Annotated in this window: 22 protein-coding genes; 17 read left to right on the top strand and 5 right to left on the bottom strand. The window is 69.8% G+C overall.

Features of this window, described 5'->3' with window-relative positions; translation table 11 throughout:
* On the bottom strand, positions 1 to 464 hold a 464-nt coding region (locus tag FJ251_03770; GenBank protein ID MBM4116849.1), incomplete at its 3' end, for a DNA polymerase III subunit beta.
* Between the two features lie 300 nt (positions 465 to 764).
* Positions 765 to 2,135, bottom strand: coding sequence for a chromosomal replication initiator protein DnaA (gene dnaA / locus FJ251_03765; protein MBM4116848.1), 1,371 nt, complete (start codon positions 2,133 to 2,135; stop codon positions 765 to 767).
* Positions 2,136 to 2,541: 406 nt separating this feature from the next.
* Here dnaA and FJ251_03760 point away from each other — a divergent pair, with 406 nt between their 5' ends.
* From FJ251_03760 to FJ251_03685, 16 genes are all read left to right on the top strand, one after another.
* Complete coding sequence (locus tag FJ251_03760) at positions 2,542 to 2,676, top strand: 50S ribosomal protein L34 (protein MBM4116847.1); 135 nt, start codon at positions 2,542 to 2,544, stop codon at positions 2,674 to 2,676.
* Positions 2,677 to 2,695: 19 nt separating this feature from the next.
* The gene (gene rnpA / locus FJ251_03755; GenBank protein ID MBM4116846.1) at positions 2,696 to 3,076 is read left to right on the top strand and encodes a ribonuclease P protein component; all 381 of its coding nucleotides are present in this window, start codon (positions 2,696 to 2,698) and stop codon (positions 3,074 to 3,076) included.
* A complete protein-coding gene (gene yidD / locus FJ251_03750) occupies positions 3,066 to 3,281 on the top strand; it encodes a membrane protein insertion efficiency factor YidD (GenBank protein MBM4116845.1) in 216 nt (71 codons plus the stop codon). The genes rnpA and yidD overlap by 11 nt, the downstream gene beginning before the upstream one ends.
* A 32-nt stretch (positions 3,282 to 3,313) precedes the next feature.
* Positions 3,314 to 5,047: a membrane protein insertase YidC gene (gene yidC, locus FJ251_03745; GenBank protein MBM4116844.1), complete on the top strand. Its 1,734-nt coding sequence runs from the start codon at positions 3,314 to 3,316 to the stop codon at positions 5,045 to 5,047.
* Between the two features lie 9 nt (positions 5,048 to 5,056).
* A complete protein-coding gene (locus tag FJ251_03740; protein ID MBM4116843.1) occupies positions 5,057 to 6,475 on the top strand; it encodes a KH domain-containing protein in 1,419 nt (472 codons plus the stop codon).
* Positions 6,476 to 6,534: 59 nt separating this feature from the next.
* A complete protein-coding gene (mnmE, locus tag FJ251_03735; protein ID MBM4116842.1) occupies positions 6,535 to 7,917 on the top strand; it encodes a tRNA uridine-5-carboxymethylaminomethyl(34) synthesis GTPase MnmE in 1,383 nt (460 codons plus the stop codon).
* A 2-nt stretch (positions 7,918 to 7,919) separates the two neighbouring features.
* Positions 7,920 to 9,791, top strand: coding sequence for a tRNA uridine-5-carboxymethylaminomethyl(34) synthesis enzyme MnmG (gene mnmG, locus FJ251_03730; protein ID MBM4116841.1), 1,872 nt, complete (start codon positions 7,920 to 7,922; stop codon positions 9,789 to 9,791).
* The gene (locus tag FJ251_03725; protein MBM4116840.1) at positions 9,788 to 10,624 is read left to right on the top strand and encodes a hypothetical protein; all 837 of its coding nucleotides are present in this window, start codon (positions 9,788 to 9,790) and stop codon (positions 10,622 to 10,624) included. Before mnmG ends, FJ251_03725 begins: the two co-directional genes overlap by 4 nt.
* A gap of 98 nt (positions 10,625 to 10,722) precedes the next feature.
* Entirely contained in the window at positions 10,723 to 11,502 is a 780-nt protein-coding gene (locus tag FJ251_03720; protein MBM4116839.1) for a ParA family protein, read from the top strand.
* A complete protein-coding gene (locus FJ251_03715) occupies positions 11,471 to 12,379 on the top strand; it encodes a ParB/RepB/Spo0J family partition protein (protein MBM4116838.1) in 909 nt (302 codons plus the stop codon). The genes FJ251_03720 and FJ251_03715 overlap by 32 nt, the downstream gene beginning before the upstream one ends.
* A gap of 87 nt (positions 12,380 to 12,466) precedes the next feature.
* Positions 12,467 to 13,234, top strand: a complete 768-nt coding sequence (locus FJ251_03710; protein MBM4116837.1) for a hypothetical protein — start codon at positions 12,467 to 12,469, stop codon at positions 13,232 to 13,234.
* Between the two features lie 60 nt (positions 13,235 to 13,294).
* Positions 13,295 to 13,747, top strand: a complete 453-nt coding sequence (locus FJ251_03705; protein MBM4116836.1) for a polymer-forming cytoskeletal protein — start codon at positions 13,295 to 13,297, stop codon at positions 13,745 to 13,747.
* Positions 13,748 to 14,166: 419 nt separating this feature from the next.
* Positions 14,167 to 15,108, top strand: coding sequence for a thioredoxin-disulfide reductase (gene trxB / locus FJ251_03700; protein MBM4116835.1), 942 nt, complete (start codon positions 14,167 to 14,169; stop codon positions 15,106 to 15,108).
* 133 nt (positions 15,109 to 15,241) lie between these two features.
* Positions 15,242 to 16,726 (top strand): hypothetical protein, encoded by a 1,485-nt coding sequence (locus FJ251_03695; GenBank protein ID MBM4116834.1) that lies wholly within the window; start codon positions 15,242 to 15,244, stop codon positions 16,724 to 16,726.
* Positions 16,727 to 16,822: 96 nt separating this feature from the next.
* A complete protein-coding gene (locus FJ251_03690; protein ID MBM4116833.1) occupies positions 16,823 to 18,172 on the top strand; it encodes a CapA family protein in 1,350 nt (449 codons plus the stop codon).
* 2 nt (positions 18,173 to 18,174) lie between these two features.
* The gene (locus tag FJ251_03685) at positions 18,175 to 19,548 is read left to right on the top strand and encodes a phenylacetate--CoA ligase family protein (protein MBM4116832.1); all 1,374 of its coding nucleotides are present in this window, start codon (positions 18,175 to 18,177) and stop codon (positions 19,546 to 19,548) included.
* On the opposite strand, the gene FJ251_03680 is transcribed toward FJ251_03685, so the two are convergent.
* A complete protein-coding gene (locus FJ251_03680) occupies positions 19,545 to 19,850 on the bottom strand; it encodes a ferredoxin family protein (protein ID MBM4116831.1) in 306 nt (101 codons plus the stop codon). The genes FJ251_03685 and FJ251_03680 overlap by 4 nt on opposite strands.
* 210 nt (positions 19,851 to 20,060) lie before the next feature.
* On the opposite strand from FJ251_03680, the gene FJ251_03675 reads away from it, so the two are divergent.
* On the top strand, positions 20,061 to 21,218 hold the full coding sequence (locus tag FJ251_03675) for a cysteine desulfurase (GenBank protein ID MBM4116830.1): 1,158 nt from the start codon (positions 20,061 to 20,063) through the stop codon (positions 21,216 to 21,218).
* A gap of 14 nt (positions 21,219 to 21,232) precedes the next feature.
* Here the strand turns inward: FJ251_03675 and FJ251_03670 are convergent, their stop codons facing one another.
* Both FJ251_03670 and FJ251_03665 read right to left on the bottom strand, forming a co-directional pair.
* Positions 21,233 to 22,408, bottom strand: a complete 1,176-nt coding sequence (locus FJ251_03670; GenBank protein ID MBM4116829.1) for an aminotransferase class V-fold PLP-dependent enzyme — start codon at positions 22,406 to 22,408, stop codon at positions 21,233 to 21,235.
* Positions 22,409 to 22,422: 14 nt separating this feature from the next.
* The gene (locus FJ251_03665; GenBank protein ID MBM4116828.1) at positions 22,423 to 23,925 is read right to left on the bottom strand and encodes a helix-turn-helix domain-containing protein; all 1,503 of its coding nucleotides are present in this window, start codon (positions 23,923 to 23,925) and stop codon (positions 22,423 to 22,425) included.
* Between the last annotated feature and the right edge of the window lie 222 nt (positions 23,926 to 24,147).

Below are 24,147 nucleotides of genomic sequence, written 5' to 3'. Positions count from 1 at the left end.
GGGTTCATCGAGGGCCGTGCGAGGTCGGTGGATACCGCAAAGCGGGTGCGGCGGATCATGCTCTTGAGCACGCCCGCCGGCGCCGCGAAGGCTTCGATATCCTTCGTTTCCGGTAGCTTCGGGTAGTCTTCCACCGGCATCGTCGGAATGCGGAAGCTGGCCCGCCCGCAGCGAATCGCCAGAGCGCCGTCCGCGGTCTCGAGATGGACGTCTACGGCCTCGAGCTTGCGCACGATATCGGCGAAGCGCTTGGCTGGCACCGCCACGGACCCCGCCTTTTCTACCGCCGCCTCGGTGCGCAGCTGGATCGAGATATCGAGGTCGGTCGCGGCAACCAGGACGCCTTCCTTGTCCGCCCTGACGAGGAGGGTCGAGAGGATCGGCAAGGTGGATTTGCCCGGCACCACGTTGCCGGCCAGACCGGCCAGTCGGCTCAACTCCGGCTGGGAAAGCGAGAACTTCACGCATCTACCTCCTGATCGCGGCGCCTGGGCGCAGACTCTCAGCGCGGGTGTCTGCCTCGGGTCGCCTTCTCTTCTTCTGTCTTCTCATGAAAGACAGAAGTAGCAATAGGGGCTGTGTACAATGTGTAGAACCCCGGGGAGAGCTTGGCAATGCCCCATTTTTCCGGGTGCTGGCGGGCGCCGGCTGTCCACCGGGACTGCGCGTAACACGGGAGACTCCGCAGGACGCGTCCCCAGGAACGGGGAGTGCTCTGGGTCCGAGCGGCTGTCCACGCGCTATCCACGGTTCTTCTCCACCGGTCAGTGAATCTGGCCGAAGTGCTGCTGGAAGTGCAGCACCGTACTGCGCAATTCGCCGGGCTGGTTCAGTGCTTGAGCGATCTTGCGGCAGGCGTGCAGGACCGTCGTATGGTCGCGGCCGCCGAAGTCGCGGCCGATCTCGCTGAGGCTCTTTCCCGTCAATTCTCGGCTCAGGTAGATCGCCACCTGACGGGGCAGCACGATCTCGCTGTTGCGCTTGTCCGAGGTCAGCTGCTCGATGGTCAGGTGGAAGTGGCCGGCCACGAGCCTCTGGATTTCCTGGATGTTCGGGACGCGCGGCTGCCGCGTCACGACCTCCTTGAAGACCTCGCGGGCGAGATCGATGTCAATCGGGCTGTTCGTGAGCCCGGCAAAGGCGAGGAGCCGGATCAGGCTGCCTTCCAGCTCGCGAATGTTGCTCCGCACGTTCTCGGCAATGAGAAAGAGCACGTCGTCCGGAATGGCGATATTGTCCTTCTCGGTCTTCTTGCGCAGAATGGCCATGCGCGTCTCGAGATCCGGCGGCTGGATGTCCGTGACGAGCCCCCATTCGAAACGGCTGACGAGGCGCTCCTCCAACTCGCGGATATCCTTTGGCGCCCGGTCGCTGGTCACCACGATCTGCTTCTCCGCGTCGTGGAGCGCGTTGAAGGTGTGGAAGAACTCCTCCTGAGTGCTCTCCTTGCCGGCCAGGAACTGGATGTCGTCGATGACGAGCAGGTCGACGCCGCGGTAGCGGTTCTTGAACTCGAGCGTCTTGCCCTGCCGGATGGAGAAGATCAGCTCGTTGATGAAGCGCTCGCTCGAGGTATAGGAAACTCTCGCCTTGCGGTGCACGGCGAGCACCGAGTGGGCGATGGCCTGGGCGAGGTGGGTCTTGCCGAGCCCAACCCCTCCGTAGACGAAGAGCGGATTGTAGACTCGCCCCGGCTTATCGGCCACCGCCAGACTGGCCGCGTTGGCGAGGCGGTTGTTGTCCCCGACGACGAACTCCTCGAAGGTGTAGTTGGCGTTGAGTTGAAGGCCCACGCTCTTCGTCGCCGGCGGCGTGTAGCGGCGGAAGAAGCCGCCCCGGTTGCGCCGCTGCTCCTGCTCCTCCTTGCCAGGCAGGGCAGGCGCTTCCGAGGCCAGGAACTCGAAAGCCGGCGTGAAGCCCAGCACCTCGGTGGCCGCCACTTCGAGCGTGTCCCGGTGGTGCTCCGAGAGCCAGTCGAGGAAGAACTGGTTGGGGCCACCCAGGTAGAGGGTCTGGTCGGACAGCCGGAGCAGACGCGCCGGCAGGAACCAGGTCTTGAAACACTGCCCATTGACTTGGCCGCGAACGACCTCCAGGATCTGCTCCCAGAGGGCACCCGTCTCGAGCTCGGACATTGCCAAGTAGCGACCTCCACTGTCCACCGCGTGGAAAACCGCCCAACCAATAACCAGACAACAGATTACACCGGCATTCCACAGGCGGGCACAGACTTATCCACAGCGCCGATAGGGCGAGAACTCCGCTATCCATTGTAAGGAGTTGGAAACAGTGGAAAAGGCGGGGGCCATGTTGCCCTGGATGCCTCAGGCAGCCGGCAAACTAGCAGAGTCCGGGCGGCGTTTTCAATCGAAAAGCGCGACCCTGTGGAAAAAGTTACAAGTCATTGAATCTAAAGCAGAAAGATGGCCGCAACGCCAACCCGGGCGCTCCCTGCCCGGGGCCTGGGCGGGCCGGACCTTTTGCCCTTGACTTGAGGCCCGCATCCCTCTAATTTAGGCCACTTTGTAGAGGAGGTTAGCCTTGAAAAGGACCTTCCAGCCCAGCAACCTCAAGCGCAAGCGCACCCATGGATTCCGCAAGCGCATGAGCACCAAGGCGGGGCGGGCCGTGTTGAGCGCGCGTCGCGCCAAGGGCCGTCGGCGCCTGACCGTCTGAGCTTGTCCAGGCTGCCGGCATGGCCTCGGCGCCGATCGAGCGTCCCGGACCCGGCAGAATCCCGGCGGGGCGATTCCAGTCGATCTACGCCTCGGGCCGCAAGGCCATCGGCCGGCGGTTGATCCTCTTCTACGGAGAGCCGGAAGCACCACTTGCCGTCGCCGTCATCGCCAGCCGCAAGGTCGGCAATGCCGTACGCCGCAACCGTGCGAAGCGGCTGTTGAGGGAAGCGTTTCGGACCCACTTGGGCCGGCTCCGCCCGTGCGGAGCCTACATCCTGATCGCCCGTGCCGGCATCGAGGGGACCAAGAGCCCGGAGATCGCCGGCGAACTCGAGAAACTGCTGACCCGGTTGGACCTCGTATCGGAATCGATGAGCAGGGACGACGATGCTCGCTAGGCCTCTCCTCTTCCTCCTCGGCGCCTACCGCAAGTTCCTCTCGCCCGTCCTTCCCGATGCTTGCCGCTTCAGCCCCTCCTGCTCCTGCTATGCGCAGGAGGCAGTCAGGCGGCATGGAGCCCTCAAGGGGAGCGCGCTGGCCCTGCGCCGTCTCGGCCGCTGCCACCCCCTGAGCCCGGGCGGCCACGATCCCGTGCCCGACTAGGACGGGATCCGCGGAGTACCGCGAGAGGTCGCATGGACCGCAACACCCGCATCGGCTTCGGCCTGATCCTTCTGCTGCTCATCATCTGGTCTGTCTGGATGGCCCGCTATCAGCCGGCCCAGCGACCGGCGCCCGGGGCCGAGAAGCAGGCCTCCGAGCAGCCCGCAGCGACGAGCGAGCCCGCCCCGGAGGCGCCGGCCCCCAGCGCCCAGGTGGCCCCGGCCGCCCCGGCAGGGCCGCGGCAGTTCGTCGTCGTCGAGACCGACCGCGCGCGCTATCTGCTCGACTCCTGGGGGGCGCAGCTCAGGCGGATCGAACTGCTCGATTACGCCGGCGTCGGCAGCGAGCACGTGGAGTTGCTCGCCGCCGCCCACGGGGACACGGCCGCGGCGCTCGGCGTCGAGCTCGAGCTCCCCGCGGGCACCTTTGCGAGCGGCAGCGCCGCCTTCACCCTCGTCAACCCGCCGGCGGGCGGGCGGCTGCGCATTCGCGGCGACGAGCAGGGCGCTCTCGAGTTCCGGCTCCAGGACGGCCAGGGCGGGAGCCTGGTCAAGCGCTTCCAGTTCCACGGCGACAGCTACGACATCGGCCTTGCGGTCGAGGCGGACCTGCAGGGCGGCTTCGGGCAGGCCCAGGCGATCGTCCTGGACTGGAGCGTCGGGCTCGCGCCCACCGAGAAGAACCGCAAGGACGACCTCAGCTCCTTCCAGAGCGTCTACCGCGTGGGGGATCAGCAGGAGAAGAAGAGCCTGCGCAACTTCCGCGGCGAGGCCCCGGCCCTGCGCTCGGAGGAGGGCACCCTCCAGTGGGTCGCCACGAAGAGCAAGTACTTCCTGGCCGCGCTGGTCCCGAACACGCTACAGAACGGCAACGCCCTGCTCGTCGGCGACCACGGCGCCGAGCGCCTGGGCTGGCGCGCTCGCTTCGCCCTCGGCGGCAACCGTACGCGCTACGCCGAGGAGTTCCAGGTCTACGCCGGCCCCCTGCTCTTCGAAACGCTGAAGGCCCACGGCCGCGGCCTGGAGCACCTGGTCGACATGGGGACGCTGATCCGCCCGATCAGCCTCGCCATCAAGTGGCTGATGGATTTCCTCAGCCGCTTCATCCCGAACTACGGGCTCAACATCATCCTGCTGTCGATCTTCACGAAGGTCCTCTTCTACCGGCTCACCCACAAGAGCCTGAAGTCGATGAAGGACATGCAGGCCATCCAGCCCGAGCTGAAGTCCCTGCAGGACAAGTACAAGAGCGATCGCGAGCGCCTGAACCGGGAGATGCTCGCGCTGTACAAGCGCGCCGGCGTCAATCCGCTCAGCGGCTGTCTGCCCCTGCTCCTGCAGATGCCCGTCTTCTTCGCCCTCTATCGGGTGCTGCGCGGCGCCGTCGAGCTGCGCGGTGCGGGCTTCATGCTCTGGATCGACGATCTCTCGAACATGGACGTGATCTACGCGCTGCCCTTCGCGATCCCCCTCCTCGGGGGCTTCATCGACAACGCGATCAGCGTGCTGCCCATCCTGATGGGCGTCTCGGTCTGGGTGCAGCAGAAGCTGGGCGGCTCCGGCCTCGGCATGGGCGCCGAGAGCCCGCAGGCCGCCCAGATGGCCATCCTGAACAAGATCATGCCCGTGTTCATGACCTTCGTCTTCTACCGCATGCCCTCCGGGCTCGTCCTCTACTGGCTGGTCAACAACATCCTCCAGGCCGCCCAGCAGTACTACATCCACAAGGGTCTGGATAAGCCCCGCGTCGTCAGTGCGGGCGCCTAAGGAGTCGCGATGAAGAGCATCGATGTCGAAGGCAGGACCAAGGACGAAGCCCTCGCCAAGGGGCTGACCAGTCTGGGCCTGAGCCGCGCACAGGTGCAGGTGGACGTTCTGGACGAGGGCGGCCGCGGCTTCCTCGGTTTCGGCGGCAAGCCCGTGCGGCTGCGCCTGCGGCCGATCGTGCCCGGCGACCTGGATCCGGCCGAGGTGGTGCGCACCCTGCTCGAACTGATGGACGTGAAGTTCAGCCTCGCGGTCGAGACGCACGGGGAAGAGACCGACATCCGCATCGACGCGCCCGAGGACGACGGTCTGCTCATCGGACGCCGCGGGCAGACCCTGGACGCGCTGCGCCACCTCTCGCAGCGCATCGTGGCCGCCCGCAAGGGGCGCAACGCGGTGGTCAACATCGACGTTGGGGACTATCGCGCGCGGCGCGAGGCGAACCTCGGCGACAAGGCGAAAGAGGTGGCCGATCAGGTCGTCGCCGAAGGCCGCAGCCTGACCCTGGACCCGATGAGCGCGCAGGACCGGCGCATCGTGCACGTGGCGCTGGCCGAGCGCACGGACGTGAGCACCTACACGGTGGGCCGTGGCTCCCGGCGGCGCGTGGTGATCGCCCTCGCCGGCGAGCAGGCGGACGAGACCGCCTACGATCGCGTGCCCGACCCGGGCTTCCGGGCGCGCCGCCTGCCCTACGATGAATCCGAAGAGGACGCGGCGATGCTCGAGGCCGAAGCGCAGTGGCGGCGCGAGGAGGAGCGCGAGCGCCTGCACGCGCCCACCCGCAGCGCGCGCGAGGGCCGCGAGGGCCAGCGCCCCGGCCGCGGGGCGGGCGGCGGCGCTCGCCACCGGGGCGACGAGGCGCCGGGCGTGGAATCCAGCCAAGGCGGCAGCGAGACGGACGCCCGCGGTCAGCGCCCAGCTCGCCGGCGCGGCGGACGCGGACGAGGCCGCGATGGCCGGGGCGCCGCGCGCAGCGAAGGCCAGCGCGAGGAAGTGGTTCCGCCGAGCGACAGGCCGCCTCTGGCCGCAACGCCGATTGCGGTCGAGAGCGCAGGCCCCGAGCGAGAGGACTTCTCGCCGGGCCGCCAGGAAGGCGAGGCGAAGGGCCAGGGACGTGAGGAGCGCGGGCGCTCGCGCCGGGACGGCGAGCGCGGACACGACGACCGGCGCCGCGAGCGCGGCGGGCGGGGCGATCGGCGAGGCCGCGAGCGCGGCGAGCGCCGCCATGAGGAAGGCGATCGCTGGGGCGGCGAGGACGAGGTCGCCGCCGGGCCCGCGATCACGCGCCCCGAGGAACTGAGCCCGACGCGCTCCGTGGGCGACGACTCGGTGGAGAAGGCCTTCCCGAGCGATCTCGCCCGGCGCGTCCTCAAGCTCGGCGGTGAGGAGGGCAGCGCGTCCGCGCGCCGCCGGCGCCGCCGCTAGACGAAGCATCCCCGGCGGCCGGATCCCGGCGCGGATCCGGCCGAGCGTCCGGCGAGGCCATGCACGCACCTGAGGCAACCATCGCCGCCCTGGCCACGCCCCCAGGCGAGGGGGCGCTGGCCGTGCTCCGGCTGAGCGGGCCGCAGGCGCGCGCAGCCCTCGAGCGCCTGCAGCGGCCCGACGCCAGGCCGCCGCAGCTGAGACCCCGCCGCCTCCAAAGGCTCCGGCTGGTCGACGGCGAGGGCCGCCCACTCGACGAGGTGCTCGCGGCTTGGATGCCGGGACCGCACAGCTACACGGGCGAGGAGGTCGTCGAGATCTCCACGCACGGCGGGCCCGCCACGGTGAACGCCATCCTCGAAGCGCTCTTCGCGCTGGGGCTCAAGGCCGCGCATGCGGGCGAGTTCACCTACCGCGCCTTCCTCAATGGCCGCCTGGACCTCGTGCAGGCTGAGGCTGTCGCCGAGTTGATCCACAGCCGCAGCGAGGGCGCGCGCCGGCTCGCCCTTCATCAGCTGAGCGGCAGCCTGAGCCGGCGCCTGGCGCCCCTGCGGGCAGGCCTGCTCGGCCTCCTGTGCGATCTCGAGGCGGGGATCGACTTCGCCGAGGAGGACATCGAGTTCGTCAGCCGCGAGACCCTGGCCGCGACGATCGCGAGCCTGCGCGAGGAGATGGGCGTCCTCCTTGCGGGCGCCGCCGATGGAATCCTCCTGCGCGAGGGCGTGAGCGTCGCGCTGCTGGGGGCGCCGAACGTGGGCAAGAGCTCGCTCTTCAATGCGCTCCTGGGCGAAGAGCGCGCCATCGTGACCGCCGAGCCGGGCACCACGCGCGACCTCCTGCGCGAGAGCTGGCAGCAGTCGGGGCTGCACTTCTCCCTGATCGACACCGCCGGGCTGCGCGAACCCGCGGCCGAGGCGGAGCGCCAGGGCGTTGCGCGCAGCGCTACGGCCGCCGCCACGGCGCGGCTCGCGCTTTGGGTCTGCGACGGCAGCCGTCCTCCCGGCGCGGACGAGGCCGCGCGGCTGCGGTCCTTGCGCCCTGGGCAGGAGTTGCTGGTCGTCAACAAGGCGGATCTGCCGGGTTTCGACGCCGCCCCCTACACGGACCTCTTGCCTGCGGGCGAGATCGGCCTGGCTGTCTCGGCGCTGAGTGGCGAAGGTCTGCCGGCCCTGCGCGCTCGCCTCCTGGAGCTGGCGACCGGCGGGCGGCAGCAGGCGCTGCTCGAGCTGGAGTTCGCGCTGAATCGCCGCCAGAGCGCGCGTCTGCGCGCCGCCCAGGCGGTACTCGCAGGCCTCGATGCGGCGACCGTCGCCGCCCTCGAGCCCGAGCTGCTCGCGCGGGAGCTGCGCGAAGCGCTCGCGGCCCTGGACGAGCTCAGCGGCCGCGCGCTGGGCGAGGCCGTGCTGGCGGAGATCTTCTCCCGCTTCTGTGTCGGCAAGTGAGCATGAACGAGCAGACTCGATTCGACATCCTCGTCGTCGGCGCCGGCCACGCCGGCGTCGAAGCCGCCCTCGCCTGCGTGCGGCGCGGTTTCGACACGGGGCTGGTCACGCTGTCGATTGCCAGCGTGGCGCGCATGAGCTGCAATCCGGCCATCGGCGGACTCGGCAAGGGACAGCTGGTGCGCGAGATCGACGCGCTCGGCGGCGAGATGGCCCGGCACATCGACGCCCATGGCATCCAGTTCCGCCTGCTCAACACGCGCAAGGGTCCGGCCGTCCGGGCGCCGCGGGCGCAGGCGGACAAGGACGCCTACGCGCAGGGGATGCTCGCCAAGCTGCAGGCCGAGCCGCGCCTGTGCCTGATCGAAGGCGAGGCGAGCGACTTCCTCGTCGAGGCGGGCCGCTTCGCCGGCCTGCGTCTGGCCGACGGCCGGGAGCTGATCGGCCGCGCCCTCGTGCTCACGACGGGCACCTTCCTGCGCGGCCTTCTGCACACCGGCCGGGAGCGCCGTCCCGGCGGCCGCCGCAACGAGGCGGCGGCGGAGAGCCTGAGCCAGGCGCTGCTCGGCCTCGGCCTGCGCCTGCAGCGCCTGAAGACAGGTACGCCGCCGCGCGTGCACCGCCGCAGCGTCGACTTCGCCCGCTGCACGCCACAGCCCGGCGACGATCCGCCGCAGCCTTTCTCCTTCTCCACCACAGCGATCGAGCGGCCGCAGGTGGATTGCCACATCACGGCCACGACACCGGCCCTGCACCGACTCATCGTCGCAAACCTCGCCCACAGTCCTCTGTACAGCGGTAGCATCCAGGGCATCGGACCGCGCTACTGTCCTTCGATCGAGGACAAGGTCGTGCGTTTTCCCGATCGGGAACGCCACCAGATCTTTCTGGAGCCGGAGGGTCTGGCAACGGATTCGATCTACATCAACGGGCTCTCCACCAGCCTGCCGGCAGCGATCCAGCTCGAACTGCTGCATGCGATTCCGGGCCTCGAGGCCACGGAGATGCTTGTTCCCGGCTACGCAGTCGAGTACGACGCCGTCGATCCCAGGCAACTCCGGCCCGGCCTCGAGCTGCGCGCCCTGCCGGGCGTCTTCCTGGCCGGGCAGATCAACGGCACGAGCGGTTATGAGGAGGCGGCGGCGCAGGGACTCCTGGCCGGCATCAATGCGAGCCTGAGCCTGGAGGGCCGGGCGCCCTGGGTGCCGGACCGGACGCAGGCCTACCTCGGCGTGATGGTCGACGATCTCGTCACGCTCGGAGCCGACGAGCCCTACCGCATGTTCACTTCTCGCGCCGAGTTCCGGCTGATGCTGCGCTGCGACAACGCCGAGGAGCGCTTGCTGGGGCAGGGCCGGGACCTCGGGCTCGTCAGCGCCGAGGCGCTTGCCCGGCACGAGGACTCGCAGCGCCGTATAACGCGTAACATGTTGATATTGAACAAGATGAGGCCAGTGGCGGGGACGGGTGCGACCTTGCCGGGCCCGCCAGGGGCAAGCGCCCTGAATCTCCTGAAACGGCCAGGGGTGCTGGTCGACGACCTGGTCGAGGGGCAGGCCGGACTGGAGCCGATGAGCGGCTACGAGAAGGCCCAGCTGGAGACGCGCGTCAAGTACGCCGGCTACATCGAGCGCGAGCGAAAGGCGGCAGAGAGATACCGACGCCTGGAATCCCTTGCTATTGAAGAAGGTACGGACTTCGAGCGCATCTCGGGTCTCAGCCGAGAAGCCAGAGAGCGCTGGCAGCGCTGCCGCCCGAGGAGCCTCGGGCAGGCGGGGCGGGTGCCCGGGGTGAGGCGCAGCGACCTGTCGGTGTTGATGGTCCATCTCGAGAGCCGCCGCCGCGCGGGCCAGTCTAGCACGGAGAGCGGATGAGCGGGCTTCTGGCGGCGGGCGCACTTGCAGCATCCTGGCAGCGCGAGCTGGCGGCGCATGCGCGCTGGCTGGAGGCGGGAGCGCCGCCGCCGGCGGCGCTCTTGCACCCGGCCTGGGCATCCAGGCTCTCGCCGCTTCCCCTCTCGCTGGAGAGTCTTGGCCCGGCGCCATCGTCAATGTGCTTCGAGCGCCTGGAGCTGCATGCCCGGCGGGTGCTTGCCGCCAATGAGCGGCTCAATCTCGTCTCACGCCGGGAGCCGGAACGGCAGATCCTGATCAACCTCCTCGATTCGCTTCCCTTTGTCGGCGCCTGGGCAGACGTTTCACGTGAAACGAGCCCCGAGGACGAGCCCCCGCGCCTTCTCATCGACGCCGGCAGCGGCTCCGGCGTGCCGGGACTTCCCCTGCACCTCGTGCTCGCAGATCGCGGGGTAGCCGTCCCCGACCTCCTCCTCGTCGAGTCGCGCAGCAACAAGGCCGACTTCCTCGACGAGACCCTGGAGGCTCTCGCACTCGATCGGGCGGGCGTCTGGGGCGGACGCCTCGAGGACCCCTCCCTTCCCGACTGGCTCGAAGAAGAGGGTTGGAACGGCCCGGCCTGCCTGCTGGCGCGCGCGCTTGGGTCCGTTCGCGATACTCTTGCCTGGTGCCGCCCCCTGCTCGGCGGGGAATGGCTCAGCGATGCCCTGCACCTGAAGGGCGGCGAGGGCCTCCTCAGGGAGTGGGAAGCCGACGGCCGCGCCTGGACGCGAGACGGCTGGCAGGTCGCGCGCCTGCTCCTGTTCATGGGCAGCGAGCGACTGCTCTGCTTCCTGCGCAGTAGCCGCCGCTAGCAACGGCGGACGTTTCACGTGAAACGTGCTCGTTGACTTCTCGCGGCACTCGCGCTACAAACGGCCGCGACCTCCCCCGCCCATGGAAGGGACCCCCCATGCCACGCATCATCGCCATCGCCAACCAGAAGGGCGGCGTCGGCAAGACCACAACGGCGGTCAACCTCAGCGCCAGCCTCGCCGCGGCGGGGCACCGCGTTCTGCTCGTCGACATGGACCCGCAAGCAAATGCCACAAGCGGAGTTGGCGCCGCCGTCCAGGCGATCGAACGGTCGATCTACGAGCTGCTGATCGATCAGGCGCGGCTTGAAGAGAGCCTTCTCGGCACCCCTGTCCCTGGCCTCACGCTGCTGCCCGCCACGCACCGGCTGAGCGGGCTCGAGGTCGAACTGGTCGACCAGCCCGAGCGCGCCTACTTCTTGCGCAAGGCGCTGGCGCCGGCGACGGGCTACGACTTCCTGATCATCGACTGCCCGCCGAGCCTTGGGCTGCTGACGGTGAATGTTCTCTCGGCGGCGCGCTCCGTGCTCATCCCCATTCAGTGCGAGTACTATGCGCTCGAAGGCCTGGGGCAGCTCCTCAGTGTGATCACACGCATCCAGCAGGGGCTCAACCCCGCTCTCTTCATCGAGGGCATCCTGCTGACGATGTACGACCGCCGGCTGAATCTCTCGCGACAAGTCGCCCAGGAGGCGATCGAGTACTTCGGCGATCGGGTCTACGCCAGCGTGATCCCGCGCAACGTGAAGCTCTCGGAGTCTCCCTCCTTCGGCAAGCCCGTGATCCTCTACGATGTCGAATCCCCGGGCGCGCAGAGCTACATCCGCCTCGCCCAGGAGGTGATCCATGCAGAAAAAGGTATTGGGAAAGGGGCTTGATGCCATCCTGGCAGAAGATCGCCCTGCGAACCCGCCCGGCAGCAGCCTGGCCGCGGCCCCGCAGCGAGCTCCGCAGCCCATCCAAATGCCGTTGAAATCGGTGATCGAGCTACCTCTCGATCGGATCGTCGCGAGCCCGCGACAGCCGCGACGGCACTTCGATGATGGCAAACTGTCCGAGCTCGCGGACTCCATCGCGCAGGAAGGCGTCATCCAGCCAATCCTGGTGACGCAGCGCGGCGACCGCTACGAGATCGTCGCCGGCGAGCGGCGCTACCGCGCGAGCCACAAGGCCGGCCGCACGAGCATTCCCGCCATCCTCACCGAGGTGGATGAGCGCGAGAGCCTGAAGCTCGCCTTGATCGAGAACCTCCAGCGCGAGGACCTGAATCCGATCGAGGAGGCCCAGGCCTATCGAGTGATGGTCGACGAGTTCGCCTGGACGCAGGAGGAGCTGGGCGCGCATCTTGGCAAGGACCGGAGCACGGTCTCCAACACTCTGCGCCTGCTGCAGTTGCCGGACGAGGTGCAGGACATGGTGGCGCGCGGGGCGCTCAGTGCGGGGCACGTGCGCGCCCTGATCAAGCTGGACCGCGCGACTTGCCTCGAGCTGGCGCGAATGGTCGAGCGGCGCAGTCTCTCGGTACGGCAGGTGGAGCGCCTCGCGAAGGTGCGCAAGCCGGCGCCGGCGCGGCCGGGGCCCGCGAGCGATCCCCTGTTGCGCAGCATCCGCGCCGGACTGGAGGCGCGCATCGGGCTGCCCGTACAGCTCGACTACCGGGGCGGTCGCGGGAAGCTGGTCGTCAGCTTCGCGAGCGATCGCGAACTCGAGCGGATCATGCAGGCGCTCGGCGTCTCATTGGACGGGGCGCACTAGGGCCGGCGCAAGGGGCGCAGGGAGGCGACGCTGTCTGCTTGGAAGTGGCTGTTGGAAACTCGCGGTCGCGCACCTCGGCGCGTGCGCGTGCATCTCGTACCGGATACCGGCCAGGAGTCCCTGGACTGGGACATCCCCTTCGTCTACTTCCGCATCCTGGCCGCTTTCATCGTGGTTGGGATGCTGGCACTCCTTTTTCTCATCTTCTCCTCGGGATCTCTGATCCTTGAACGGCAGCAACGGCGCATCCTCGAGCGACGCCTGGACGCGATGACCACCCGCGTGGCGCGGGTGCACAGCCTGGAGACACAGCTCGAAGAGACCACCCTGGTGCTGCTGAAGGTCCAGGAGATGCTCGGCGTGCGCGAGGCGCTCCCGGAGTCGCTGCTGCAGGCCCAGGTGGCGCGGCGGATCCAGAGCGGCGAGGCCCCGGAACTCATCGGCCCCGACCCGGTGGGCGAGAACAAGCAGCTGCTCCAGGGCTCGCCGAGCCTCTGGCCGGTTCGAGGATGGGTGACGCGCGAGTTCAGCAGCAAGCGCGGCGACGAGCACCATCCCGGCATCGACATCGCGGCGCCCACGGGCACGCCGATCCGCGTCGCGGGCGACGGCGTCGTCCTCGTGGCCGGCTGGAACGAGGAGTACGGGAACTTCGTGCTGATCGACCACGGCTTCGGACTGACCAGCCTCTACGGGCACAACAGCTCGCTCTCCGTGAACAAGGAGGATCGAGTGCTCGGCGGCGACGTCATCGCCTTCCTCGGCAACACCGGCCGCAGCACCGGCCCCCACTTGCACTTCGAGTTGCGCCGGAACGGAATCCCCGTGGATCCGCGCAGTTTCTTGTTGGACTGAGCAGGCCGAACGACTAGCCTGAGGGCCGGCCTCTCCTGAGGAAATCACAAGGAGGACACCATGTTCGGACGCGACGAGGACAACGCGCCGGGCCGTCCCGCGGCAAGCGGCGGCAACGCTTCCATCCTCGGTGCCGGCAGCCACTTCAAGGGCACCATCAGGGTCAAGGGCACCCTGCGGGTGGAGGGGGAATTCGACGGCGAAGTCGAGTGCCAGGAGACCCTGGAAGTGGGCCGCACCGGCATGGTGCGGGCCAACCTCAAGGTGCGGGATGCCGTGATCGCCGGGAAGGTGCTCGGCAACATCGTTGCCAGCTCCCGGATCGAGCTGCAGTCGGGCAGCCACCTCGAGGGGGACATCATCACGAAGCGCCTGGTCATCGACGAAGGCGTCTTCTTCGAGGGCAACTGCAAGATGGGCGAGAAGGCGGCCGCCGCCCAGGCCCCCAAAGCGGCCGGACCGCTGGCGCCAATGGGCGATAAGCGCGGCGAGCAGGAGCTGCTCAACCGCTAGCCGGAGCGCGGGAGCGCCCGGGGCCGAGTCGCCTCTCCGAGTCCGCAGGGGGCGCCCAAGGGGCGAGGCCCGGTCGGCGGCCCCATGCCCGCTGCCCGCCCGGGAGCGGCCCGGAGGCCCCCCCGGCAGTCAGACGAAGAAGACAGTGTGGAAAACCTGCCCGAGCGGTGGAAATCGACACAATACCATAAGAGCCAATATCTTACATTCAAGACCTCAGGGCGAGAAACCCGGCTTGTCCACAGCCCCTTGCGGCGCCTTGGCTTAGCCACTGTCCCCCAGATCTCGTGGTTTGCGACGCCGGCGGCCACAAGCCCGCCCTGAGCCGTCGGCGCCCTTGCGCGGCCTCCGGAGAGCGGGTAGCTTGCCGCCTGAACCCACCGGCTGCGGCGCAGGCGTTGCGAGGAGGAGTGGCGAGCATGAGCGAACTTCGCGATGTGATCATCATCGGCACCGGCCCGGCAGGGCTGACCGCGGCCATCTACGCCGCCCGCGCGGAACTGAAGCCCCTGGTCATCGAGGGCCTGCAGGCCGGCGGCCAGCTCACGATCACGACGGATGTCGAGAACTACCCCGGCTTCCCCGAAGGCATCCTCGGCCCGGAGATGATGGACAACTTCCGCAAGCAAGCCCAGCGCTTCGGCACGGCGTTCATCGCCGGCGACGTGGATCGCATCGACCTGTCCCAGCGCCCCTATCGCCTCTGGGTCGGCAGCCGCGAGCTGAGCGCCCGCGCCGTGATCATCGCGACGGGCGCCACGGCCCGCTTGCTCGGCCTGCCCAGCGAGTCGCGCCTGATGGGACGCGGCGTCAGCGCCTGCGCGACCTGCGATGGCTTCTTCTACAAGGACAAGGAGATCGTCGTCGTGGGCGGCGGCGACACGGCCATGGAGGAAGCCAACTTCCTCACGCGCTTCGGCAAGCGCGTGCGCGTCGTGCACCGCCGCGACCAGTTGCGCGCGAGCAAGATCATGCAGGATCGGGCGCTGAACAATCCGAAGATCGAGTTCGTCTGGAACAAGGCGGTCGAAGACATCATCGACGGCGGCACCGGCGCTGTCACCGGCATCCGCCTGAAGGACACCAAGACCGGCGCGCTCAGCGAGCTTGCCTGCGACGGCGTCTTCATCGCCATCGGCCACAAGCCGAACACCGAGCTCTTCGTCGGCCAGCTCGACATGGACGAGGCCGGCTACCTCAAGACCGACAACACGCGCACCAAGCTGCGCGGGGTCTTCGCCTGCGGCGACGTGCAGGACAAGGTCTATCGCCAGGCCGTGACCGCGGCGGGCAGCGGCTGCATGGCGGCCATCGAGGTCGAGCGCCTGCTCGAGGCCGAGGAGGCCGGCGTCAAGGTCTGAGCCGCGACCGGGCCTCGCTGCGATCAGAAGGCGCGATTGCCGCGGTCGGCGGTGCCAGCCCGCCATTGACGCCCGCCCGAGCAGCCCCTAGTCTCGCCCGGCGCGCAGGCAACCCCCTAGCCCCGGAGAGAGCGTGTCCGTCCTCAGGCGAGTTGGCCGTCAGGCGTCCTTCTACATGGTGGCCGAGACCCTTTCCTCCCTGACCGGCATCATCTCCTTTCCGATCTTCACGCGCCTCTTCACGGAGGCGCAGTACGGCATCCTCGGACTGGTTGACAGCACCTTCAAGTTCGCCAGCACGCTGAGCGGCGCCGGCCTGCGCCCGGCGGTCGTTCGCCTCTGGGGCGAGTTCAAGACCGGTCTGCGCCCGGGCGGCACCAGCGCCCTCGCCTCCTCCATGCTCAGCGCCAGCGTGCTGATCGGCCTCGCGATCAGCCTGCTCCTGCTGCTCGTCCTCTTCCTGCCGGAGAGCCTCCTGCCCGCCGCGGCCCGGCGCCTGATCGCCATCTGCGCCGCTCTCGTGCTCTTTCGCAACCTGACGCAGATGGTCCTCAGCATCGTCCAGAGCCAGGAGCGCGCGCTCCTGCGCTCGACCGTGCTCGTCGCCGAGCGCTACCTGGCGATGGGCATCCCGCTCCTCTTCGCGGCGACCTTCGGCTGGGGCTTGACCGGTTTTTTCACGGGGACCCTGCTCGCCGAGGGCCTGATCTTCCTCTATTGCCTCGGTTATGCCCTGCGACGGCTCGAGTGGCGGTGGCGGATCCTGGAGCGACCGGTGATCAAGGAGTCGGTCCTCTACGGGCTGCCGCTGCTGGGGCTGAACGTCTCCGGCTTCATCACCGACTGGAGCGACCGCTACTTCCTGAGCTACTTTCGGTCCGCGGAAGAGCTGGGCCTCTACACGGCCGGCTACAACATGGCCAACTACGTGACGCTCTTCCTCGTTGCCGCGCTGAACAGCGCGCTGATCCCGGTGACGATGAACGTCTACAATGAGGAGGGACCGGAGCCGGCGCGCGCCAGTCTCGAGAGCTTCCTTCGCTACTACAGCCTCGTCGCCATGCCAGTGCTCTTCGGCGTCAGCGCCGTTGCCCCGGAACTGATCGGGCTCATGGCGAGCGAGAAGTACTTGCCAGCGGCGGCCGTGATACCCTGGGTCCTGGGCGCCAAGGTCATTCAGGGCGCCTATTATCCCTTCCTGGCCGGACTCTTCCTGACCAAGCGCACGGGCTGGCTGGCGCTCTTCCTCGGCATTGCGGCCGCCGTCAACCTGGGCCTCAACTGGGTGCTGATTCCGCGTCTGGGCATGATCGCCGCGGCGATCACGACGCTGATCGCCTATGCCATCTACGTCTTCGGCGGCGGCCTCTTCAGCCAGCGCTACCTGCGCCTGCGCTTTCCGCTGCGCAGCTTCGCGGTCTACGCCCTGGCCGGCGCGCTGATGTTCCTCGCCGTGCGCCTGGTTCCGGCCAGCGAGAACCACGCGCTGACCCTCGCGTTGCGCATTCCGCTGGGCATGCTGGTCTACGTCGCCCTGTGCGCCGGCCTGGATGCGCCGGCGCGCAACCTGCTGCGCGCGGTCGCCCGGCGCGCCGGCCGGCGGCGAGACCGCGCTTGAGCCGCAAGGCGCCTCGCGCTAGAGTCGAGGGCCGCGACCGCCCGGCATCGGAGTTGCGTTAGCGGCCCGGACCCCGTCCCGGAGGCCCTTGCGCCCTTGCACTCGCCCCCCAAGCCCCCGCGCTGGTTTCGCAGCGCGGATCGCTCTTCCCGCTTCCGCCTCGATCGCGCCAGCGGTCGCCTGCTGCCGCCCGATCGCGACGGCAAGCCCGCCGGGGAAACGCTCGTCCTCTACGCCTCCGGCGACATCATCTGGGAACGCGACCTCATGGCCTTCCTCCGGGAGGGGCCGGCGGAACACCCCTTCGGGGAAGTCCGCCGCCTCTGGGCCGGCGCAGATCTCGTCTTCGCGCAGCTGGAGACGGTCTTCGGGCCGCGCGAGGGCGCCCGGATGTGGGAGCCGGAGAAGCGGATCAGCTACTTGACCGATCCCGCGCTGATCCCGCACTTCGTCGCCGGCGGCTTCCACCTGGCCTGCCTGGCCAGCAACCACACGATGGACCACGGGCTCGGCCCCATCGAATTCACGCGGGCGCGCCTGGCCGCGGCCGGCATCGCAAGCAGCGGCAGCGGCGCCGACCTGGCGGCGGCGCGCCAGCCGGCGCTGCTCCAGGCGAGGGGGCGCACGGTCGCCCTCCTCTCCTACGCCACCGACGATCCGAACAGCAACGCGGGCGAGAAGACGCCCGGCAATGCGCCCTTTCGCCGCCAGCTCGTCATCGAGGATGTCCTGCGCGCCCGCCAGAAGGCGGACCTCGTGCTCGTCTCCGTGCACAAGGGCCGCGAGTTCGTCGATTTCCCGGCGCCGGATCACCAGGCCGATTGCCGCGCGATCGTCGATGCGGGGGCCGACGTGATCCTCGGCCACCATCCGCATTTCCTCCAGGGGCTCGAGTGGCGGCGCCGGCCCGACGGCCGCCAGGCGGCCATCTTCTACAGCCTGGGCAGCCTGCTCGTCGACTACGAGCCCTTTCTCTCCCGGGCCGAGCTCGCCCTCTTCCGGCGCAGCCAGCAGAACAACGCCGTCTTCCGCATCGAACTGGACGGGCAGGGCGTCGCCGGGCTGCAGGTCGCGCCGGTGCGCCAGACCGCGGACTGGCGCGTGCGCCTCGAAACCCCCGCCGAAGCGGCCCAGACGCTGGCCAACTTCGAGTGGTGCAGCCACCCCCTCAATCACGAGCGCCCCTGCACGAAGTTCTGGGTGACGGGCGGGCCCTATCTGGCCATCCAGTATCCGAGCATCTGGATGCACCTGAAGCGGCGCCCCGGCTACCTCGCCAGCGCCCTGCGCTGGTGGCTGCGCGAGGAGACCTTCCGCCTGCACTGGGGTTTCTTCTTCGCCCGCGAGACGCCAGCCTGGGTGCTCGCCCTGCGCGCCGGCAGCGGCCGGCTGCTGCGCCTGCCCTTCCAGCGCCTGCGCCCGCCGGCGCCACGGAGAGGTCGCTGACCATGGCCATGCCAGTGCCCACGCTCGAACCCGATCAGCTCCTCCATCGGCTCTACTGGCGGGTGCCGCCGGCCTGGCGCCACCGCGGCGCCTTCGCCGAGACCTGGCGCTTCATTGCGCGCAGCCAGGGCTGGAGTCCCGAGCGCCTGGCCGAGTGGCAGGAGGGCAAGCTGGTGGAGATGGTCCGCCACGCGGCCCGCCGCACCGCCTTCTGGCGCGCGCGCTTCGCGGCGCTCGGCATGGCGCCCGAGGACTTCAAGCGCCGCGAGGATCTGGCGCGCCTGCCGCTGATCGGCCGGGAGGAGCTGCGCGACAACCTGGAGGCCATGGTCCCGGACAGCCAGGACCGCGGCGTTCTCCAGTACGCGAGCACGGGCGGCTCGAGCGGAATCCCGGTCGGCTTCTATCGCCACACGGCGCGCACCTATCCGACCGAGTACGCCTTCGTCGTGCGCTTCCGCAGCTGGGCCGGCCTCTCCGACACGAGCCGCGAGGTGATGTGCGCGGGCAGCGCCGGCCAGAAGGACGGCCAGCGCGCGCTCTGGAGCCAGGATCGGCGCCGCAACACCCTGGCCCTGAGCAGCGACGATCTCACACGCGAGCACTTCGCCTGGATGCTGCCGCTCGCGCGCGCCTTCAAGCCCGAGATCTTCCGCGGCTACCCCTCCGCGGTCAGCGCCTTCGCTTCGCTGCTGCTCGAGGCCGGCGAGCGCCTGCCCGTGCGCGCCGTGATCACCAGCAGCGAGACGCTCTACGACGCCCAGCGCGCGCGCATCGAGCAGGCCTTCGCCGCGCCGGTGCTGGACCTCTACGGCCACAGCGAGCGCGTCGTCGCGGCGGCGCAGTGCCCGGCGCGCGAGGGGCACCACGTCTTCAGCGAGTACGGCGTGCTCGAGCTGCTCGACGAGGCCGGCCAGCCGGTGACGGCAGAGGGCGCCGTCGGCGAGGTGGTGGGGACCACGCTGCTGCACGACTACTTCCCGCTGATCCGCTACCGCACGGGCGATCGCGCCGTCTACACGGCGCGGCGCTGCACCTGCGGTCTGCCCTTCCCGCTGATCGGCCGCCCGGATGGCCGGCTGCAGGAGCTCCTCGTTGCCGCCGACGGCCGGCGCATCTCGATGACGAGCATCAACCGCCACGACGATCTCTTCGTGGCCGTGGACCAGTTCCAGTTCCATCAGAAGGCGGCCGGCGAGGCCGTGCTGAAGCTGGTGCCGGGGCCGCGCTACAGCGCGGACGAGGAGCGGCGCATCCTGGCGGCGCTGGAGAAGCACTGCGGACCGGGGGTGAGGCTCAGCGTCGAGCACGTCGAGCGCATCGAGAAGACGCGCATCGGCAAGCACCGCTTCCTGATCCAGGAGATCGCCGACTAGAGGCCGAGCTCCTGCTTGCGCTCCTCGGCGCCCGGCAGCGGATCCTGCTTCGCGTTCACCACGGGCAGGCCGGGCGCGCGCTCGGCGTTGATGGCGATCCAGTGCTGCTCGCTCGCGGGCACGTCGTCCTCGGCGAAGATCGCCTGGACGGGGCACTCCTCCACGCAAGCCGCGCAGTCGATGCACTCCTCGGGATCGATGTAGAGCATCCGCTCGTCGCCGTGGAAGCAGTCGACGGGGCAGACCGTGACGCAGTCGGTGAAGCGGCAGTTCTCGCAGTTGCCGGTGACGATATGGGCCATCGGAGTCCTCCAGGCGGCCGGGGGGCGCCCGGCGACCCCAGGCTGCAACCTGCGCGCCCTCCGCGCAAGTGCGAATGGCATAGCAGACTAGACGGCCCGCAAGACGGCAGGGCAAGGCGGCGACGGGCAAGGGGCGCCACGGCGCCGATTTCCGTAGGCAGCAACTGCCGCCCCCGCTAAGCTCCCGGCTGCCGGACCGGGGGGAATGGCTTGAAGGACTTCGTCTACCTCGACTACAACGCGACCACGCCCGTGGACCCGCGGGTGGCGGCGGCCATTCTCGGCGCGCTCCAGGAGGAGTTCGGCAACCCCTCCAGCGGCCATGCGCTGGGGCGGAGCGCCCGGGCCGCGGTCGAGGCGGCCCGGGCCCGCGTCGCGGGGCTCATCGGCGCCGCCCCCGAGGACATCCTCTTCACCAGCGGCGGCTCCGAGGCGAACAACGCCGCCATCTTCGGCTTCGCCGAACTGGCGCCGCCCGATCGGCGCCACCTCATCGTGAGCGCGGTCGAGCACCCGGCGGTGATGGCGCCAGCGCGCCAGCTGGCCGCGCGCGGCTGGCGGCTCAGCCTTCTGCCCGTGGACGAGCTCTGCCGCACCCGCCCCGCCGACCTCGAGGCCCTGCTCGACGACGAGACCGCCTTCGTCTCCGTGATGCTCGCCAACAACGAGGTGGGCACCCTGCAGCCCGTGAGCGAACTGGCCGGGCTCTGCCGCGAGCGGGCCGTGCCCTTCCACTGCGATGCGGCGCAGGCGGTCGGCAAGCTGCGCGTCGATGTCGAGCAGCTCGGCGTGGACGCGCTGACGCTGGCCGGGCACAAGTTCTACGCGCCGAAGGGCGTCGGGGCGCTCTACCTGCGTCCGGGCCTGGCGCTGCCGCCCCTCATCCGTGGCGCCGGGCAGGAGCAGGGCCGCCGCGCCGGCACTGAGAACGTCCCCGGGATCATCGGCCTCGGCGAGGCCGCGCACCTGGCCGCGAACCTGCTCGAAGAGGACATGGTCCATAGCCTGGAACTGCGCGGGCGACTCCTGGCAGGCCTGCGACAGCATTTCAGCGCCACGCGGATGCGGGTGAACGGCCCGGTCGACTGCGATTCGCGCAGTTGCCTGCCCAACACGCTGAGCGTGGCCTTCGCCGACCTCGAGGCGGGCGAGCTCCTCGCACGGCTCGGCGACCGCCTTGCGGCCAGCCCCGGCGCCGCCTGCAACACCGACGGTGGCAAGCTCTCGGCCGTGCTGCTCGCCATGGGCCTGGAGCCGCGCTGGGCGCGCGGTACGCTGCGCTTCAGCGTGGGGCGCATGAGCCGCACGGCCGAGGTCGACCGCGCCGTCGAGCTGCTCAGCGAGGCGATCCCGCCTCGACTCGCCTGAGGCGCCGCGCCAGCTCAGCCCGCGAGCGCGGCGAGGGCCGACAGCAGGCGATCGACATCCTCGACATCGGTGTAGTGGTGGAAGGCGATGCGCACCCCGCCCTCGCGCGGATTCACCGCGATCCGCCGCGCCGCGAGCTGGCGCCAGAGGGCGATGGGGTTTGGACAGGCGAGCGAAAGGACCTGGCTGCGGCGCGGCGCCGGGTCCTCCAGGCAGGACGCGGCGTAGGGGCCCTGCGGCGCCTGGAGCCCCTGCGCGAGCAGGCCGTCGAGGAAGCGCTCGCGCAGGGCGTCGCTGTGCGCGGCGACGGCGGCCAGCCCCAGCGCCTCGAGCAGCGCGAGCGAGTGGCCGAGACAGATGAGATCGTGGAAGGCGTAGGTGCCCACTTCGAGCCGCCGCGCCGTCTGGGTGAGCGGGCGCGTGTAGTCGAGCAGGTCGGTGAACTTCCAGGTATCCGTGTTGAGCCAACCCAGGGTGGCCTGGCGGAGACGCCCCTCGCGCAGGGCCGCCAGCGCGCGGTCGGACAGGTAGAGCAGGCCCGTGCCCCGCGGAGCGCAGAGCCACTTCTGGCCACCGGCGGCGAGGAAGTCGACGCCGAGGACCGGCAGCTGCCAGTCGCGATTGCCGAGACCCTGGATGCCGTCCACGCAGAGCCAGATGCCCCGCTCGCGGCAGTGCTGGGCCAGCCGGGCGAGATCGGGCGCGTAGCCGTTGTGGAACTGCACGCCGCTGACCGCGATGGCCCGCGTGCGGGCGTCGCAGAGCGCGAGCAGGCGCTCGGCCTGGGCGCGCGTGCCCCCGGTTGCCAGCCAGCGCAGGCCGACGCCGCGGGCGGCCAGGTTCTGCCAGGGGGTGACGTTCGCCGGGAATTCACAGTCGGCGAGCACGGCGTTGTCGCCGCTCCGCCAGTCGATGGCGGCGGCGATCGTGCCCAGCCCGTAGCTGGTGTTCGGCATCAGCGCCCAGTTGGCGGCCGCGCCGCCGAAGAGCCGGGCCGCGCACTCGCGAACTGCGGCGAGGTCCTCGAACATCCGGTACTGCGGCTCCAGCTCGAGGTAGTGGTGCTCGCCGAAGTAGCGCTCGAGGTAGCGGCGGCTGCGCTCCGGCAGGATGCCGTTGCTGGCCGAGGCCAGATAGCACCAATCGCGGGCAAGCGGAAACTCCTCCGCGAGCAAGGCGCAGTCGAGCATGGATACCCCAGGGTCTAGTTGCGCGGCAGAGCCGCCGTGAACCGACCGCCGTCGACGATCCGGGTGGCCCCGCAGTCCACGCTGAGATAGCAGGCCGGGAGAATGAGGTCCAGCGTGGAGCGCACGTCTCCGCCCTGGAGCTCGTTGTTGCCGAAGTGGAGGGTGAGCGCCCCCGCAAGGCAGGCGTCGAGGATGGGTTTGCCGGTGGGCCCGCGACCGGCCGGATTGAGGCCGAAGCGCACCCCCGAGAGGAGGTCGGCATCCCCGGAGGCGGCGGCGAGGCGCCGCCGGAGGAGCTCTTCGTTCCGCTCGGCGCGCAGCTCGACGATCCGCCCCGCACGCAAGGTGAGGAACACGCTCTCCACGTGCGCGCCGCCCTGGAAGGTGTAGTCGGCGCGGAAGACCCCCTCGGCGGTCCCCGGCACCGGGAAGTAGTTGAGCGTACCGGCGGGCAGCCCCTCGAAGCTGCGACCGGCGGCGAGGTCGGCGGGGCTGAGCACGCCATCGAGGACGAAGGCCCGCGAGCAATCGACGCGCAGGCGCAGATCCGTGCCGAGGGGACAGGTCAGGCGCAGCAGGCCATCCGCCGCCACGAGCGCCGCCAGGGCCTCTGCGCGCTCGGCGAGGGAGCCCTGGTCGACCTCGATGCAGCGCCAGAAGACGCCGATCGCCTCCTCGGGGGTGGCGCCCTTGATGGGGCCGGAGCCCTGCACGTTGAACTCGCAGCGCAGGGGCAGCGCGAATTCCAGGTAGCGCAGGCGGCGGGCGTAGAGGGACTTCTGCCAGGTCGAGACGCAGTGCATCAGCGCCGGCAGCTTGGCGAGCAGCTCCGGCGCTGGCGGCGGACCCGCGGGCGCGTTGCCGCTCAGGAAGATGACGCCGTCCAGCGCCGCGTCCAGGGCAGGGGGAATGAACGCCAGCCCGGACAGCTCCTCCTCGCTGAAGCGCTCGAGCATGGCGCGCATCGTCCCCGGCGACCAGGCGCGCGTGTGCGAGAGGCAGCCGATCGCCTGCAGTTCGGTGTGCAGGTGTTCGGCGAGGTCGAAGCCGAGCGGGCCGTGCATCACCAGGATCTGCTCGCCGGGGCGGGCGCACAGACAGGTCTCCACCATGCGGCGCGCGACGCGGCCGAGGTCGATCTGCAGGAGTTCCTCGCGGTGCCAGTCGAGGAAGGCGTGCTCGATGGAGGCCCGCAGGGTGGACTCGGCCTCGGAGGCGCTGCCGCCCAGGGCCGGGTCCACGATGTAGTGGCGGGCGGCGCTGCGGAACAGACGCTCCTCCTTCCAGAGCTTCCGCCCCCGGCCGACCTCCTCGATCAGCTTCTGCTCGAGGAGTTGCTTGAGGTGGTAGTGGACCCGGTTGGCCGGCAACCCCAGGGCGCGCGCCAGGTCCGCCCCGGTCCGGGGCTCCGCGCCCAGCGTGCGCAGGATGGCCAGCCGGTCGGCATGGGCAAGCGAGCCGATCTGGCCGGGGCTGTCCAGCACGCTGAAGTCCTTGATCGGCCGGAGCTCGTCCATCCCGCTGTCCCTCCCTCGGCTCTCGGTGGCCAGCCAGCAGCGCAGCCAGGGTCATTCAACTATCGGTGAATACAAACCGCAACCCTTTGGTTGTGCCGCGGAGAGTGTGCCTGGTACGGCAGCTGCCCCTGCCCGGGCATGCTCACGCTACCTGCACCGAACGCCACCTGGCAGCCGCCCTTCTGCCCCAATCCCAACTGCCGCTATCACCGCGACTTCGCC

The sequence above is a fragment of the bacterium genome (assembly GCA_016873475.1).
Lineage (GTDB): Bacteria > Krumholzibacteriota > Krumholzibacteriia > JACNKJ01 > JACNKJ01 > VGXI01.
Note: the sequence above shows the minus strand (reverse complement) of the source record. Positions and strands in the feature narration are given on the sequence as shown.

What these genes read in the sequence shown, in the direction of transcription:
- yidD (MBM4116845.1), top strand. Translation starts at nt 3,066, where the DNA reads ATGCTCGCTAGGCCTCTCCTCTTCCTCCTCGGCGCCTACCGCAAGTTC.
- trxB (MBM4116835.1), top strand. Translation starts at nt 14,167, where the DNA reads ATGAGCGAACTTCGCGATGTGATCATCATCGGCACCGGCCCGGCAGGG.
- FJ251_03720 (MBM4116839.1), top strand. Translation starts at nt 10,723, where the DNA reads ATGCCACGCATCATCGCCATCGCCAACCAGAAGGGCGGCGTCGGCAAG.
- yidC (MBM4116844.1), top strand. Translation starts at nt 3,314, where the DNA reads ATGGACCGCAACACCCGCATCGGCTTCGGCCTGATCCTTCTGCTGCTC.
- FJ251_03680 (MBM4116831.1), bottom strand. Translation starts at nt 19,850, where the DNA reads ATGGCCCATATCGTCACCGGCAACTGCGAGAACTGCCGCTTCACCGAC.
- FJ251_03705 (MBM4116836.1), top strand. Translation starts at nt 13,295, where the DNA reads ATGTTCGGACGCGACGAGGACAACGCGCCGGGCCGTCCCGCGGCAAGC.
- FJ251_03715 (MBM4116838.1), top strand. Translation starts at nt 11,471, where the DNA reads ATGCAGAAAAAGGTATTGGGAAAGGGGCTTGATGCCATCCTGGCAGAA.
- FJ251_03740 (MBM4116843.1), top strand. Translation starts at nt 5,057, where the DNA reads ATGAAGAGCATCGATGTCGAAGGCAGGACCAAGGACGAAGCCCTCGCC.
- FJ251_03685 (MBM4116832.1), top strand. Translation starts at nt 18,175, where the DNA reads ATGGCCATGCCAGTGCCCACGCTCGAACCCGATCAGCTCCTCCATCGG.
- FJ251_03725 (MBM4116840.1), top strand. Translation starts at nt 9,788, where the DNA reads ATGAGCGGGCTTCTGGCGGCGGGCGCACTTGCAGCATCCTGGCAGCGC.
- mnmG (MBM4116841.1), top strand. Translation starts at nt 7,920, where the DNA reads ATGAACGAGCAGACTCGATTCGACATCCTCGTCGTCGGCGCCGGCCAC.
- FJ251_03665 (MBM4116828.1), bottom strand. Translation starts at nt 23,925, where the DNA reads ATGGACGAGCTCCGGCCGATCAAGGACTTCAGCGTGCTGGACAGCCCC.
- dnaA (MBM4116848.1), bottom strand. Translation starts at nt 2,135, where the DNA reads ATGTCCGAGCTCGAGACGGGTGCCCTCTGGGAGCAGATCCTGGAGGTC.
- mnmE (MBM4116842.1), top strand. Translation starts at nt 6,535, where the DNA reads ATGCACGCACCTGAGGCAACCATCGCCGCCCTGGCCACGCCCCCAGGC.
- FJ251_03670 (MBM4116829.1), bottom strand. Translation starts at nt 22,408, where the DNA reads ATGCTCGACTGCGCCTTGCTCGCGGAGGAGTTTCCGCTTGCCCGCGAT.
- rnpA (MBM4116846.1), top strand. Translation starts at nt 2,696, where the DNA reads ATGGCCTCGGCGCCGATCGAGCGTCCCGGACCCGGCAGAATCCCGGCG.